The organism is Catellatospora tritici, from assembly GCF_019083965.1.
Lineage (GTDB): Bacteria > Actinomycetota > Actinomycetes > Mycobacteriales > Micromonosporaceae > Catellatospora > Catellatospora tritici.
In genome coordinates, this window is record NZ_JAHRCY010000005.1 from 242,157 (window position 1) to 257,324 (window position 15,168).

Here is a 15,168-nt window from a genome sequence, read left to right on the forward strand (position 1 = left end):
CGACGGCCGATAACGCCCGCTCGGTGCCGAACGCCGCTAACGTGTGCTCATGCGTGAGATCGTGCTGATCAGGCACGGGCAGACCGAGTGGAGCGCCAACGGGCGCCATACTTCCTTCACCGACCTGCCGTTGACCGCCGAGGGCGAGCGGCAGGCCGGGAAACTGGCGTCGCAGCTGGCCGGGCGGGCGTTCGCGGCTGTGCTCTGCTCTCCCCTGCAGCGCGCCGTACGCACCGCGGGGCTGGCCGGGTTGGACATCACCGCCACCGACGACGACCTGCTGGAGTGGAACTACGGCGCCTACGAGGGCCGGACCACGGTGGAGATCCGGCAGGAGCGGCCCGAGTGGACGCTGTGGCAGCACGGCTGCCTCGGCGGCGAGACCGCCACGCAGGTGGGCGCCCGTGCCGACCGTGTCCTGGACCGGGCCCGGACCATGCTGGCCACCGGGGACGTCGCGCTGGTCGGGCACGGGCACCAGTTGCGTGTGCTCACCGCCCGCTGGCTCGGCCTGCCACCGGCCGACGGCGCGCTGTTCCGGCTGGAGACCGGCACGGTCAGCGTGCTCGGCTACGAGCGGGAGACGCCGGTCCTGCTCCGCTGGAACTCCTGACCCGGACGCCTCACCTGCTGTCCGGCAGCGGATCACGGTTCAGGCCGTTGGTGAAGATGTGCTCGGCGACGAACGCGACCACGACCGCGACCAGCACCACCGGTGCCATGCCTACGGCGTAGCCGCCGAGCAGCAGCAGGACCAGCACGGTCGCGCTGACCGGGGCGGGCAGCGCGGCGACGGTCGCCGCGGCCATCCCCGCCGCCAGACCGCCGACCAGGCCCAGTCCCGGCAGCGGAGCCGCCAGCACCCCGAGCACCCCACCGAGACAGATCGCCGGGAACACCGGACCGCCGCGCAGCGACGCCAGCGACAGGGCGTAGCCGAGGCCCTTGGTCAGCAGCAGGAGCACCAGCGCGGCCGTGGTCCAGCTCTGCGGCGCGGCGGCGACGGCGGCCAGGGTCTGCTGGCCCGAGGAGGCGACCTCGGCCGGGTCGCGTCCAGTGAGCAGCGCGTAAGCGCAGGCGCAGGCGGCGACCGCCAGCGCGGCGAGCGGGGTGCGGGTCAGGGGCCGGGCGGCGACCGCCGGGGCGACGGCACGGGCCAGGCCGTGTACCCAGCGGACACCCAACGCCGCGACCAGGGCGATCGGGACGCTCCACAGCAGATCCGCCGGATCGGGGCGGATCGCGCCCGGCGGCAGCGGCAGGCTCAGGTGAGCGATCGGCAGCCCGGTCCAGGCGCCCAGACCGGTGAAGACGACCGCGCCGATGCCCGCCGCCATCAGGCACGGCAGGATCACCAATGACAGCGCCAGTCCACTGAGCTGCACCATCTCCATCAACAGGATGGCCGCGACGACGGGGCTGCCGAACACCGTCGCGATAGCGGCGGCGGCTCCGGAGACTCCGATCACGGTCGCCCGCCGCTGCCCCATGCCGAGGCCGCCCGCCACCCAGGCGGCCAGGCCGCTGCCCAGCGCCATCAGCGGCGCCTCGGGTCCGAGCACCGCGCCCAGCGGCAGGCTCGCGAACGCCGCGAGCAGCACCCCGGGCAGTTCGACGGGTGGGCAGACCCCGGCGCCCATGCCGTCGGCGGGCACGTGGCCGCCGTGGCCCGGCAGGAACCGCACCACCGCACCGACGGCCAGACCCGCGACCAGCAGCAACGGAACCGGCCACCACCAGGGGTTCCCGCCGGTCAACGCGTGCGGCAGCGTCTCCCAGGCCCAGTGCTCCAACTGGTGTATGGCGGCCAGAAACCCGAACGCGGCCAGCGACACCGGCACGCCGAGCACTCCCGCCAGCGCGATCAGTCGCAGGTAGTCGGGGCGCCGGACCAGGTCTTCTGGGGACGGTGCCACCGCCGGTTGCGCCATATCGTCACGATACGGTCGCCGAGCGCGAATCGGACGGTTATGGCGGCGCGGTCACCACAGCTACAGCGTCCTAGGAATCTGGAAAGTTCCCCGGAACCTCACCCGACAGCCAGGACTCGTGTGGGGCGTGACTCGACCCCACTCCCCCGCCGCGCTCGCGCGCGGCCTGACCGCCCTCATGGGCGCGGCCACCGTCGGCGCCGCCGCCGCGCTGTGGCTCGCCCGGGGCGGCCTCGGCGAACTGGCCGGGCAGCCGTACGTCTCGACCGGTCGGTTGACCGGGTTGCTGGCCGCGGATCTCCTGCTGCTCCAGGTGTTCACGATGGCGCGGGTGCCGTGGCTGGAACGCGCCTGGGGGCAGGACCGGCTGGCGCGCTGGCACCGGCTGACCGGGTTCGCCTCGGTGTGGCTGCTCCTGGCGCACCTGGTGCTGATCAGCGTCGGATACGCGGTGACGGCCACCGTCGGTCCGGTGGACCGGTTCGTGGAGCTGGTGCTGACCTATCCGGGGATGCTGTTGGCGGCGACCGGAGCGGGACTGCTGCTGGCGGTGGTGGTGCTGTCGGTGCGGGCGGCGCGGCGGCGGCTGCGGTACGAGAACTGGCACCTGCTGCACCTGTACGCCTACCTCGGCATCGGCCTGGCCCTGCCGCACCAGCTGTGGAACGGCACCGAGTTCGTGACCAGCCCGGCCGCCCGCGCGTACTGGTGGACGCTGTACCTGGCGGCGGCCGGTTCGGTGCTGTTGTTCCGGCTGGCGCTGCCCTGGTGGCGCAGCCACCGGCACCGGCTGCGGGTCGACCGGGTCGTGCACGAGGCCTCCGACGTGTACTCGGTGTACCTGTCCGGGCGGCGCCTGGACCGGCTCGCGGCCAGGCCGGGGCAGTTCCTGCTGTGGCGGCTGCGCACCGGCCGGGGCTGGACCCGGGCGCACCCGTTCTCACTGTCGGAGGCGCCCCGGGCGGACCGGCTGCGGTTCACGTTCCGGTCCGGCGGCGACGACGGGGCACGGCTGGCCGCCGCGAAGCCGGGCACGGCGGTGCTGGTGGAAGGGCCGTTCGGGAGGCTGACCGAGGACCGGCGCCACGGCGGCGGCGTGCTGCTGATGGCCGCCGGAATCGGCATCACGCCGATGCGGGCGCTGTTGGAGGGCATGACAGTCGACGGTGAGCTGACGCTGATCTACCGGGCCCGCACGGAACAGGAGCTGGTGCTGCGCGCGGAGCTGGACGAGATCGCGGCCCGGCGCGGCGCGGCGATCGTGTACCTGCCCGGCTCTCCCCCGCCGGGTCGGGTGTCCTGGCTGACCGCCGAACTGGCGGCGCGGCGGGCCGACCACGAGGTGCTGGCCGACCTGGTGCCGGGGCTGGCCGAGCGGGACGTGTTCCTGTGCGGGCCGCCACCGTGGATGGACGCGGCCCGGGCGGCGCTGCGTACGGCGGGGGTGCCCGCCCGCCGCGTGCACAGCGAGCGGTTCGGGTGGTGACCCATGCGTAAGATCGCGTTCTTCCTGATCGGAACGGTCGCCGGGCTGGTCGCGCTGGTCAGCTACCGCACCAGCCGCGGCGAGGCGCTGCCGGTTCCGGCCGCCACGGCGCCGCCCTCCCCCGGCCCGTCCGGATCGCCGTCGGCGTCCCCGCTGCCGTCGTGGCCGCCGGGCGCGCATGACGTCGATGGCCCGGTCATCACCACGGAGTTCGGCACGGTACAGGTCAGAGTGGTGCTCGACGGCCCGCGCCTGGTCGACGTGGTGCCGCTGAAGGTGCACGACATCCACGGCCACTCCCTCGAACTCAACGACTACGCGTTGCCGCTGCTGCACGACGCGGTGCTGGCGGCGCAGAGCGCCGAGGTGGACACGGTGACGGGGGCGACCGTCACCAGCCAGGCGTATCTGACGTCGCTGCAGGCGGCGCTGGACGCGGCGGCCAGGTGAGGTGGCGCTGGTTTCCGATGTGCGCTGCTTGTCCGGTGACACAATCGACGGTGTGATGAGCCGCGGCCCTGGTCCGGGCTGAGCCGTGTATGAGCTGATCGGGCTGAGCGTGGTCCTGATCGCCTGGGCCGCGGTGTCCGGGCGGGCGGCCCAGTTCAGCATCACCGTCCCGATCGCACTGATGCTGGCCGGGCACCTGCTGGCGGGCGGCTCCGCGCCGCTGGTGTCGCTGGACACCAGCTCGACCGCGTTGCAGCACCCGCTGCAGGCGACGCTGGCGCTGATCCTGTTCGCCGACGGCACCGGGATCACGCTGGGGCGGCTGCGCCGGGCCGGGCACCTGCCGCTGCGACTGCTGCTGGTGGCGTTCCCGTTGACCGTCCTGCTCGGGTACGCCGTCGGGGCGCTGCTGTTCCCGGCCGCGAGCGGTTGGGTGATCGCCCTGGTGGCCGCGGCGGTGGCGGCCACCGACGCCAGCCTGGCCGAGGCGGCGGTGCACGACGAGCGGATCCCGCACGACGTGCGGCTGGCGGTCAAGGTCGAGAGCGGGTGCAACGACGGCCTGGCGGCGCCGCTGGTCCTGTTCTTCCTGTCCGGGGCGCTGGCCGCCGGGCACGACGAGGGCACGGCACCGCTGCTGTCGCACACGCTGCGGGAACTGGCGATCGCGCTGGTGGTGGGTGTGGCCGTGGGGGTAGGCGCCGGGCACCTGCTGCGGTGGGCGCGCAAGCGGGCGTGGTCGACGGTGACCGCCGAGCGGCTGGCGTACCTGGCGGTGGGGGTGCTCGCGTTCGAGGCGGTGCACGCGCTGCACGGCAACGGCATCGTGGCCGGGTTCGTGGCGGGCCTGGCGGTGCGGGCCGTGGATCGGGACCTGCCCGCAGTGCGTCTGCAGACCGTCCACGACGTGGTGACGCTGCTGTCGGCCGGGGTGTGGTTCGTGTTCGGGTCGTTGGTGTGGCGGTCGCTGTCGGCGCTGGACTGGCGGGTGGTGGGGTACGCGCTGTTGAGCCTGACCGTCGTGCGGATGCTGCCGGTGGCGGCCAGCCTGGTCGGGTCGCACCGGCCACGGCGAGAGGTGCTGCTATTGGGCTGGCTCGGCCCGTGCGGCCTGCCCAGCGTGATCTTCACGCTGCTGGCGGTGGAGCAGCTGCGTGGGCCCGCCGCGACGCTCACGGCCGTGCTGATCACGGCGACGGTGCTGCTGAGCGTCCTGGCGCACGGGCTGTCGGCGGCGCCGATCGCGCAGCGCTGGGAACTCGGCCCGGTCAGGTCAGCAGGGCCGCCAGGGCCAGCAGCACGACCGTGATCCCGGCCAGGACCGCCAGTAACGGCCACACCCAGCGCAGGTAGCGGCCGTACGGCACCCGCGCGATCGCGAGCCCTCCCATGACCACCGCCGAGGTGGGGATGAACAGGTTCATCAGCCCGGAGGCGCTCTGGTACGCGGTGACGACCAGGTCCTGTGGGACACCCAGGAACGACGCCAGCGGCGCCATGATCGGCATCGCGACCGTGGCCAACCCCGACGACGAGGGGATGAGGAACGACAGCGGCAGGAACAGCAGGTACATGACGATCGAGAAGGCAGCCTCGCCGACGTCGCCCAGCGCCAGTTCCGCCCAGTGCAGCACGGTGTCGGTGATCTGGCCGTTGTTCATGATCACGGTGATGCCGCGGGCGATGCCGATGATCAGGGCCACGCCGAGCAGGTCGCGGCCGCCGTCGACGAAGGCCTCGGTCAGTTCCCCCTCCCGCATCCGGCCCAGCAGCCCGATCAGGATCGCGAACAGCAGGAACGACGCGGTCATCTCCGGGAACCACCACCACAGGGTCGGCAACGGAATGCCCAGATCCGACCAGGGGATGACGCCGTACATCATCACGATGAAGGCCAGCGCGAACACGCCGAGGATCAGCTTGTGGCGGCCGGTCAGCGCGGCGGTGGACGCCTCGTCGGACAGGTGGAAGTGGGCGTCGTTGTCGGCCTTCATGTCGTACACGGCCGAGGCGGCGGGGTCGCGTTTGACCTTGTCGGCATAGCGCAGCACGAACACGGTGCCGACGGCCAGGCACACCAGCAGGATGATCAGCCGTAGTAGGAAGCCCTGGCTGATCGGGATGCCCGCGAAGCCCGACGCGATGCCGGTGGCGAACGGGTTGATGGTGGAGCCGAGCACCCCGATCCCGCAGCCGAGCAGCAGCACTGCCGCGCCGGTGAGGGTGTCGTAGCCCGCGGCGACCAGCACCGCGATGACCAGGGTGTAGAACGCCAGGCTCTCCTCGGCCATGCCGAAGGTGGTGCCGCCGAGGGCGAACACCGCCATCAGGATCGGGATCATCCACCGTTCGCGGCCGTGCAGCCGCTGCACCAGCCGGCCGATGCCCGCCTGGATGGCGCCGGTCCGCATCGTTACGCCGAGGAAGCCGCCGATGACGATGATGAACAGCGCCACGTCGATCGCGCCGAACAGCACGCCGGAGTGGTAGTAGCTGATCTTCCCGGCGGCGTCCTCGATGCCGTAGAGGCCGTTGATGGGCGCGGTCAGCGAGTCGACGATGATCCGCTGCGGGCTGGCCGGGACCGGGTGATAGGTGCCGGGGATGGGATTGCCGTCGGGGTCCAGGTCGTAGGTGCCCGCGGGCACCAGCCAGGTCGCGACCGCCATCAGCACGATCAGCGCGAACAGGATCGTGTACGCCGAGGGCAGGGTGAATTTACGTCGCCTGCCCGCCGGTACGGCCGGGTCAGTGCTCTGTGTCGTCATCGCCGCCTCCCGCCGGAGCCGTGCCGAGCGCGCCGCCGGACGGTGCCGGAACCGGTTCCGGGTCGGCGGTCGGCACCTTGAAGCCGAGGAACCCGTACGCGATGTCCAGCAGCGGGCTGAGGATGTTGAAGAAGCAGAACGGCAGGTACGCCGCCGTCGGCACGCCGAGCACACCGGAGATGTACGCCCCGCAGGTGTTCCACGGCACCAGCACCGAGGTGACCGTGCCGGAGTCCTCCACGGCCCGCGACAGCACCTGCGGGGCCAGCCCCCGCCGGGCGAACTCGTCGCGGAACATGCGGCTGGGCAGCACGTCGGCGACGTACTGGTCGCCGGCGATGACGTTGAGGCCGACGCCGCTGGCGTTGGCCGCCAGGATCAGCGAGCCGCGATGGCGCGCCCGCGCCACGACCGGTGCCGTCAGCCGTTGCAGGAACCCCGCGTGCTCCATGATCGCGGCGAAGGACAGGGCACCGAGGATGAGCCAGACGGTGGTGAGCATGCTGGCCATGCCGCCGCGCGAGAACAGCTGGTCGACCTTGGGGGCGCCGGTGTTGCTGACGAAGCCGGTGGCCATGGCGCCGAAGACGGCCTTGACGCCGGTCGCGACTGTGCCCAGCGACGGGTCGTCGACGAACGCCCGCACCGCCGCGGGCTGAGTGAACGGGGCGAGCACGCCCGCGAACAGGGCCGAGCCGAGGATGGCCAGGAACGGCGGGTAGCGGCGTACCGCGAAGTAGACCAGCAAAGCCAGGGGCAGCAGGCAGATCACGGAGACTCGGTACGAGCGTTCCAGCGCGTCCTCGGCGGCGGCGGTGCCGGCGGCGGTCTCGGGCCGGGTCCGCAGCCCGATGATGACGAACGCGACCCCGAGCGTGCCCGTCGTGGTCCAGGAACTGCCGGTGACCATACCGACCACGGCGCAGACCAGCGCGGTGGTGAAGAAGAACCAGGCCGGGTTGACCAGCTTGATGCCGTAGTCGACGACGGTCGGGATGGTCCCGGCCATGTTCCAGGTGCCGATCAGCGCCCCGACCGCGAGCAGGATGAACACCGCCCCGATGGCGGAGGTGACCCCGCCGACGGCGGCGTCGGCGACCGCGGCGACGGTGTGGCCGTTCTTGAAGGCGACCAGGCTCGCGAACGCGGCGGCCAACAGCAGCGCCACCTGGAGCGGTCCGTCGGTCGCGCCGACGCCGAACAGCACGATCGTGGTGGCCAGCAGCGCGATCAGGACCACGACCGGGGCGAGCGCGTCGAGCAGGGTCGGCGGCCGGATCGGCCGGTGCGGCAGCGCCGCCTCGGGACCGTCAACCATGGTGGGAGTCCGTCGCGGTGGGCTGGCTCAGCCGGCCGTTGATCTGCCAGCCGTGGTGGTGGGCGATGCCGCGGGCGTACGCCATCAGCATGAAGATCGCCAGGATCGCGACGATGATCAGCAACACGCGCCGGAAGTCGGGCATCGCGGCGCTCCTCACAGGGGGTCGCGCAGCAGCGGGCAGGTCATGCAGTGCCCCCCGCCGCGGCCCTTGCCCAGCTCGAAGCCCTCGATGGTGATCACCTCGATGCCGAACGCGCGCATCTTGGCGATGGTGTGGGTGTTGCGTTCGTAGGCCACGACCACGCCCGGTGACAGCGCCACCACGTTGTTGCCGTCGTCCCATTGCTCGCGTTCCTGCTGGTAGACGTCACCGCCGGTCTCGACCACACGCAGCCGCCCGACGCCGAGCGCGTCGGCCATCGCCGTGAGCAGGTCCGGCTCCTCGGTGACATGGAAGCTGCCGGGGCGGCGGCCGGGCCGCAGGCTGATCGCCCGTACGGTCTCGACGACCTTCGGGTAGACGGTGACGGCGTCGCGGTCGAGCATCGTCATGACGGTGTCCAGGTGCATGTGCGCCCGGTCCTTGCTCATGACCACCGCGATGATCCGGTCGGCGGCGCGCCGGGCGAACAGCGCCCGCGCCAGCTCCTCGATCATGCGGGCCTGGGTGCGTTCGCTCATACCGATGAGGACCGTACCGTTGCCGATCGGCTGCACGTCGCCGCCTTCGAGGGTGGCGCGGCCGAAGTCGACCACGTTGAACCGGCCGTCGTCGCCCAGCTCCGGATACCAGTAGTCGAACTTGGCGTCGGCGAACATCGGGTGCGCCCGGTAGACCGCGGCGACGTTGTACGCCTCCGGGCGCCGGGCGGGCCAGTACATCGGGTTGACCGACACCCCGCCGTAGATCCAGCACGACGAGTCGCGGGTGAACAGGGTGTTCGGCAGCGGCGGCAGGATGAACGCGCTGTCGTCCTCGGCGGCGGCCGCCCCGAGCGAGGTGCCGCGGAACAGGCTCAGGTCGAGCTGAGCCTCACCGACGGTGAGGCCGCCGATGAGGTGCCGGGCCAGCTCCTGTGGTGGCAGCGCGTCCAGGGCGGCGCGGACCGCGTCGACCAGCGACAGGCCGACGGTGTACTCCGACGCCGACAGCTCGATCATCCGCTGCCGGGCCGGTTCGCTGGCGGCCAGGGTCTCGCCGAGCAGGTCCTGCAGGTGGAAGACCTCGACACCGCGCTCGCGCAGGCGGGCGACGAACTGGTCATGCTCGTACTGCGCCCGCTCGACCCACAGCACGTCGTCGAAGAGCAGGTCGTCATGGTTGGACGGGGTCAGCCGCCGCAGGCTCAGGTCCGGCCGGTGCACCAGGACCTTGCGCAGCGTGCCGACCTCTGAGTGGACTCCGAAGCCTTCCATGCTCACCCCGCTCCTTCCGTGGCCGTGCCCGCGGCGACCACCTGGGTGCCCGCCCGGCCGTGCACGACGTCCTCGATCCGCGCCAGGCTGCCGATCGCCGCGCGCCTGCCGGTGTGCTCCACGAACCGCACCGCCGCCGCGACCTTCGGGCCCATCGACCCGGCGGCGAACGCCTGTGGGGACAGCTCACCGGGGGTGACCTGGCCGAGGCGGCGCTGCCGGTCGGTGCCCCAGTCGAGGTAGACGGCGTCGACGTCGGTGGCCATGACGAACAGGTCGGCGTCGACCTCGCGGGCCAGCAGCTCCCCGGCGAAGTCCTTGTCGATGACAGCCTCGACGCCGGTGAGGGTGCGGCCGCCAGGGGCATACATGGTCGGCACCCCACCGCCGCCGCCGCAGATGACCACCACGTCGCGTTCGATCAGCCACCGGATCGGCCGGATCTCGAAGATCCGCTTCGGTTCGGGGGATGGCACGACGCGCCGCCACCGGTCGCCGTCGGGTTTGACGGTCCAGCCCTTGTCGGCGGCAAGCTGCTTGGCCTGGTCCAGGTCGTAGACGGGACCGACGAACTTGGTCGGGTCGCCGAACGCCGGGTCGGCCGGGTCTACCTCGATCATGGTGAGAATCGTGGCCAGCGGCGTCTGCTCGGGCAGCAGGTTGCCGAGCTCCTGCTCGATGACGTACCCGATCATGCCTTCGGTCTGCGCGCCGAGCACGTCCAACGGGAACGGCTCGCCCCCGGCGTACGCGGCGCCCTGCAGGGCCAACAGCCCGACCTGCGGGCCGTTGCCGTGGGTCAGCACGAGTTGGTGCTCGCGAGCGAGTGCGGCCAGCATCGGTGCGGCGGCGCGGACGTTGGCCCGCTGCGCGTCGGCGGTCATCGGCTCACCCCGGCGCAGCAGCGCGTTGCCGCCCAGGGCCACCACGATCCGCATGATCAGTCGCCCAGCGTGGCCACGAGCACGGCCTTGATGGTGTGCAGCCGGTTCTCGGCCTGGTCGAACACGATCGAGTGCCGGGACTCGAACACCTCGTCGGTGACCTCCAGCGCGTCGAGGCCGAACTGCTGGTAGATCTGCTCGCCAACCTTGGTGTCGCGGTTGTGGAACGCGGGCAGGCAGTGCATGAACCGCACGTTCGGGTTGCCGGTCCGGCCGATCACGTCCATGTTGATCTGGTACGGCTTGAGCAGCTCGATCCGCTCACCCCACACCCCGGGGTCCTCGCCCATCGACACCCACACGTCGGTGTAGAGGTAGTCGACGCCGCGCACGCCCTCGTCGACGTCGGCGGTGAGGGTCAGCCGGGCGCCGGTCTCGGCGGCGATCTCGTGGCAGGTCTTGACCAGGTCCTCGCGCGGCCACAGGTGCTCGGGCGCGCACAGCCGCACGTCCATGCCGAACTTGCAGCCGCCGACCATGAGCGAGTTGCCCATGTTGTTGCGGGCGTCGCCCAGGTAGCAGAACCCGACGTCGTGCAGCGGCTTGTCGCTGTGCTCGGTCATGGTGAGCATGTCGGCCAGGATCTGGGTCGGGTGGAACTCGTCGGTGAGCCCGTTGTAGACCGGCACCCCCGCGTACGCGGCCAGGGTCTCCACGTGCTCCTGGGCTGAGCCCCGGTATTCGATGCCGTCGAAGGTGCGCCCGAGCACCCGGGCGGTGTCCTTCATCGACTCCTTGTGGCCGATCTGCGAACCGGTCGGCTCCAGGTAGGTGACCTGGGCGCCCTGATCGTGGGCGGCGGTCTCGAACGCGGTGCGGGTGCGGGTGGAGGTCTTCTCGAAGATCAGTGCGATCTCCCGGCCGCGCAGCCGGGGCTGCTCATAGCCGCCGCGCTTGGCCGCCTTCAGCTCGGCCGACAGCTGGAGCAGATAGCGCAGTTCGGCCGGGGTGAAGTCCAGTTCCTTGAGAAAGCTGCGGTTGCGCAGGTTGAACGCCATGGCGAGTGCCTCCTCGACCGGCTAGGCCGGTGCCTGCGCCGGCTCGACCGGGACCGGCAGCGTGTGGTGGGCGCCGCGCCGCCGCAGCACCAGCTTGATGAGCTCCTCGACGACCAGCAGCGTCAGCGCGATGGCGATGCAGATCAGCCACTGGTTGAGGTTGAGCCAGCTGGTGCCGAAGATCCTGCGGAGCGGTTCCAGCGCGGTGACCGCGATGATCGCCAGCAGGGCGAAGCCGTAGCGGCGCAGCTGCGCGATGCCCGGGACCGCGTCCCGGTCGAAGATCGTGTTGACCTGGTCGCGGGAGAGCAGCCCGCCGACCAGGTGGAACAACGACAGGGTGGTCAGCAGCATGGTCGCGCCGACGACCGGCCCGCCGTGGCCGTGCCCGATCTGGTACGCCGCCAGCGACCCGACCGTCATCACCGCACCCTGGATGCACAGCCGCACCCAGTTCGCCGCCGACAGCACCGGGGCACCGACCGGCCGCGGTGGGCGGTCCATCAGCCCGCCGGTCGGGTTGTCGAAGCCGAGCGCGATCGCGATCGGGATGTCGATGACCATGTTCAGCCACAGGATCTGCAGCGGGTTCAGCGGCGCCCCGGCGGCGATGTTCAGGATGCCCGCCCCGATGAAGATCGCAATGTAGGCGACCAGCGTCGACATCTGGAACCGCAGGTACTTGAGCAGGTTGTCGTAGAGGGAGCGGCCGTACTCGACGGCACTGACGATGGTGGCGAAGTTGTCGTCGGTGAGGATCATGACGGCGGCCTCCTTGGAGACCTCCGTCCCGGTGATGCCCATGGCCACACCCATGTCGGCGGCCTTGAGCGCGGGTGCGTCGTTGACGCCGTCGCCGGTCATCGCCACCACGTTGCCGCTGGCCTTGAGCAGCCGGACCAGGCGCAGCTTGTCCTCTGGCGCCACCCGCGCGATGACGCCGATCTGCGGCAGCTGGGCCAGCAGCTCCTCGTCGCTCATCGCCGCGAACTGGGTGCCGGTCACCGCGCGTCCCTCGATGCCCAGCTCCGTGGCGATCGCGGCGGCGGTGGTGGCATGGTCGCCGGTGATCATCCGGACCCGGATGCCCGCCTTGCGGCACTGCCCGATCGCGGTCTTCGCCTCCGGGCGCGGCGGGTCGACGATGCCGACCATGGCGAGCAGGGTCAGCTCGCGCACCTGCTCGATCAGGTTCGCCGCCGGGTCGAACGCCGCCGGGTCGAAGTCGCGCTGGGCCACCACCATCACGCGCTCGCCCGCGGCGGCGATGCGGTCGTTGGCGTCCAGGGCGAGTTGCCGGTTGTCGTCGGTGACCGGCACGATCGTGCCGTCGGGGTCGCGGTACGAGCCGCTGCGCGAGATGAGCACGTCCGGAGCGCCCTTGACGTAGCAGCGGATCACCGGCTGCCCGCCGTCGCCGGTCATCCGGTGGAACGTGGCCATGAACTTGTAGTCGGAGTCGAACGGCACCTCGGCGATGCGCGGGTACGCGGCGCGGGTGTCGTCCAGGTCCAGGCCGCCCTTGGCGCCGAGCACGATCAGGGCACCCTCGGTCGGGTCGCCGATCAGGCTCTCCCCGTCCAGCACCGCGTCGGCGCAGAGCACCATCGGCAGCAGGTACGGGTCCAGGTCGATCCGCAGCCCGCCGACGTGCTTGATCTCGCCCTCGGTGCGGTAGCCCTCGCCCGTGACGGTGAACCGGTGCTTGCCGGGGATGGCCAGTTCCCGGGCGGTCATCTTGTTCAGCGTCAGCGTGCCGGTCTTGTCGGAGCAGATCACCGACGTCGAGCCCAGGGTCTCCACGGCGGGCAGCCGCTTGACGATGGCGTTGCGGCGGGCGATCTCGCGGGTGCCGATGGACAGCAGCGCGGTGACCACGGCGGGCAGGCCGGTCGGGATCGCCGCCACAGCCAGCGCGACACCGGTGATGAACAGGGTGTCGAACGACTCGCCGCGGGCCAGGCCGATCAGGATGACCAGCACCAGCGCGATGCCGGCGATCGTCGCGATGATCTTCGAGAGGCTGTCGAGCTGCTTCTGCAGCGGCGTCTTGTCGGCCTCGGTCCCGGCGAGCAGATGCGCGATGTGGCCGATCTCGGTACCCATGCCGGTCGCGGTCACGATCATCTCGCCGCGGCCGCGGGTGACCGAGGTGTTCATGTACGCCACGCTGGTCCGGTCGCCCAGCGGCACGTCGCCGCCGGGGACCGGGTCGGCGCTCTTGGCCACCGGCAGGCTCTCCCCGGTCAAAGCGGCTTCCTCGATCTCCAGGGTGGCGGCGACGGTGATGCGGCCGTCGGCGGGGACGCGGTTGCCGGCCTCCATGAGCACGATGTCACCGGGGACCAGCTGCTCGGCGTCGATTTCGACAGCCTGGCCGTCGCGGCGTACCCGGGCGACGGTCTTGAGCATCTGCGCCAGCGCGCGGACGCTCTCCTCGGCCTTGGCCTCCTGGCGCAGGCCCACCACGGCGTTGAAGACGGTCAGCCCGACCAGCACCAGGGTGGTGCCCCACTCGCGGGTCACGAGTTGGTTGACCACGGCCGCCGCGAGCAGCACGATCTGCATGAAGTCGCGGTACTGGCGGATGAAGGCGGCGAACGCCGACTCCTTCTTGCCGCCCGCGAGGCGGTTCGGCCCGTGCTCGGCGAGCCGCTCGGCGGCCTGCGCGGCGGTGAGGCCGCGCTCAGGCTGGACCTCGAACGACTGGGCGACGTCCGCGGCGCCACGGCTGTACCACAGCGCCAGGTTTCCCGCACCGGCCTCCCGGTCCAGCTCCATGGCCGCTCGCTTTCTGGTGACCGGACCGCCCGTGGGCTGACAATAACGGCAAATCTGACTAGACAGTCTTAGACGGTGTACCGGTTAGAACAACATATTCCTGGCACCTAACACCCGTAGTGGATATGCGAAGACCCACCGCAAACCGACAGCTGCGATCGGTCACTGCCCGGGTCCGGGCGTACACGACGGGAGCGGCGGGCCGTTGGCACCGGCCCGCCGCTCCCGTCGTCAGGTACGGATCAGCTCGCCAGGATCGCGTTCTTCTGCTGCTCGAACTCGGCCTCGGTCAGGATGCCCTGCGCTTTGAGGTCGCCGAGGGTCTTCAGCTGGTCCAGCTTGGCCGTCATCGGGTCCCCGCCGGCAGCCGGTGCGGCGGCCGGGGGCGGCGGCGGTGCCGCGTACGCGGCCTGCTGCTGCGCCTGCTGTTCCTGCTGGTAGGCCTCCGCCTGCTCCTGCTCGGCCCACCGGCCCGCCTGGCGGCGCGACACGCGGTTGGAGACCGCCGTCGCGGTGCCCGCGATGACCGCGGTGCGCGCGACTCCCCGTAGAAGTCCCATGATCACTCCCCGTCTCGATTGGCTCAGGTGCCGATCCCGGTCCCGGATTCGGCCGCGGCGACCAGGGCCTGCACCGGGATCCGCCCGTTCGCGATGACCTGCGCGCCTCCCTTGCGCCAGGCCACGGCCAGCGGCGCGGCCCACGTGTTCTCGTAGATCAGGATGCCCGCCGAGTTGCCCGGCTCGATGACCTCGGCCGCCTCCCGGAACTCCTCCTGACCGAGCAGCCCCGAGGAGGCGCCGACGAACACCTCGAAGTCCTTGGCGCCCGCGGCGTCCATATCCTCGACCTTGACCGCGGTGATCGTGCCGTCGGTCTCCTTGCGGATGAAGGCCAGGTCGAGGATGCGGACGATGCCGCGGTCGACCAGGTCCAGCAGCAGCGGGATCCCCTCGCCGGTCATCCTGTTGCCGGGAAACTCCAGGACCAGGTAGTCGACCGGGCCCATCTCCTCGATGTCTTTCATCTCGCCCCCCGTGGCGTCCGGCGCGCTCACGCCGCCGCGTATCTGC

At 71.4% G+C, this 15,168-nt stretch carries 14 protein-coding genes; 4 read left to right on the forward strand and 10 right to left on the reverse strand.

The window, feature by feature from the left end:
* Window positions 1–49 precede the first annotated feature (49 nt).
* The gene (locus KUA19_RS13415) at window positions 50–613 is read left to right on the forward strand and encodes a histidine phosphatase family protein (RefSeq protein WP_217396287.1); all 564 of its coding nucleotides are present in this window, start codon (window positions 50–52) and stop codon (window positions 611–613) included.
* A 10-nt stretch (window positions 614–623) separates the two neighbouring features.
* On the opposite strand, the gene KUA19_RS13420 is transcribed toward KUA19_RS13415, so the two are convergent.
* The gene (locus tag KUA19_RS13420) at window positions 624–1,931 is read right to left on the reverse strand and encodes a chloride channel protein (RefSeq protein ID WP_217396288.1); all 1,308 of its coding nucleotides are present in this window, start codon (window positions 1,929–1,931) and stop codon (window positions 624–626) included.
* Between the two features lie 127 nt (window positions 1,932–2,058).
* On the opposite strand from KUA19_RS13420, the gene KUA19_RS13425 reads away from it, so the two are divergent.
* From KUA19_RS13425 to KUA19_RS13435, 3 genes are all read left to right on the forward strand, one after another.
* Complete coding sequence (locus KUA19_RS13425) at window positions 2,059–3,417, forward strand: ferredoxin reductase family protein (protein WP_308167431.1); 1,359 nt, start codon at window positions 2,059–2,061, stop codon at window positions 3,415–3,417.
* 3 nt (window positions 3,418–3,420) lie between these two features.
* Window positions 3,421–3,867, forward strand: coding sequence for an FMN-binding protein (locus KUA19_RS13430; protein ID WP_217396289.1), 447 nt, complete (start codon window positions 3,421–3,423; stop codon window positions 3,865–3,867).
* 85 nt (window positions 3,868–3,952) lie between these two features.
* A complete protein-coding gene (locus tag KUA19_RS13435) occupies window positions 3,953–5,176 on the forward strand; it encodes a cation:proton antiporter domain-containing protein (protein WP_217396290.1) in 1,224 nt (407 codons plus the stop codon).
* On the opposite strand, the gene KUA19_RS13440 is transcribed toward KUA19_RS13435, so the two are convergent.
* From KUA19_RS13440 to KUA19_RS13480, 9 genes are all read right to left on the reverse strand, one after another.
* Complete coding sequence (locus KUA19_RS13440) at window positions 5,136–6,635, reverse strand: YfcC family protein (RefSeq protein WP_217396291.1); 1,500 nt, start codon at window positions 6,633–6,635, stop codon at window positions 5,136–5,138. The genes KUA19_RS13435 and KUA19_RS13440 overlap by 41 nt on opposite strands.
* The gene (locus tag KUA19_RS13445; protein ID WP_254549202.1) at window positions 6,616–7,953 is read right to left on the reverse strand and encodes a Na+/H+ antiporter NhaC family protein; all 1,338 of its coding nucleotides are present in this window, start codon (window positions 7,951–7,953) and stop codon (window positions 6,616–6,618) included. The genes KUA19_RS13440 and KUA19_RS13445 overlap by 20 nt, the downstream gene beginning before the upstream one ends.
* Window positions 7,946–8,098, reverse strand: coding sequence for a hypothetical protein (locus tag KUA19_RS13450; protein WP_217396292.1), 153 nt, complete (start codon window positions 8,096–8,098; stop codon window positions 7,946–7,948). The genes KUA19_RS13445 and KUA19_RS13450 overlap by 8 nt, the downstream gene beginning before the upstream one ends.
* Window positions 8,099–8,109: 11 nt before the next feature.
* Window positions 8,110–9,372 (reverse strand): arginine deiminase, encoded by a 1,263-nt coding sequence (locus KUA19_RS13455; protein WP_217396293.1) that lies wholly within the window; start codon window positions 9,370–9,372, stop codon window positions 8,110–8,112.
* Window positions 9,373–9,374: 2 nt separating this feature from the next.
* Window positions 9,375–10,310 carry a carbamate kinase gene (arcC, locus tag KUA19_RS13460; protein WP_217396294.1) on the reverse strand — a complete coding sequence of 312 codons (936 nt, stop codon included), beginning with the start codon at window positions 10,308–10,310 and terminating at the stop codon, window positions 9,375–9,377.
* A gap of 2 nt (window positions 10,311–10,312) precedes the next feature.
* Entirely contained in the window at window positions 10,313–11,314 is a 1,002-nt protein-coding gene (gene argF / locus KUA19_RS13465; RefSeq protein ID WP_217396295.1) for an ornithine carbamoyltransferase, read from the reverse strand.
* Between the two features lie 21 nt (window positions 11,315–11,335).
* A complete protein-coding gene (locus KUA19_RS13470; RefSeq protein WP_217396296.1) occupies window positions 11,336–14,095 on the reverse strand; it encodes a cation-translocating P-type ATPase in 2,760 nt (919 codons plus the stop codon).
* A gap of 242 nt (window positions 14,096–14,337) precedes the next feature.
* Entirely contained in the window at window positions 14,338–14,655 is a 318-nt protein-coding gene (locus KUA19_RS13475) for an SHOCT domain-containing protein (RefSeq protein WP_217396297.1), read from the reverse strand.
* A gap of 23 nt (window positions 14,656–14,678) precedes the next feature.
* Window positions 14,679–15,122: a DUF6325 family protein gene (locus KUA19_RS13480; RefSeq protein WP_217396298.1), complete on the reverse strand. Its 444-nt coding sequence runs from the start codon at window positions 15,120–15,122 to the stop codon at window positions 14,679–14,681.
* Window positions 15,123–15,168: the final 46 nt, after the last annotated feature.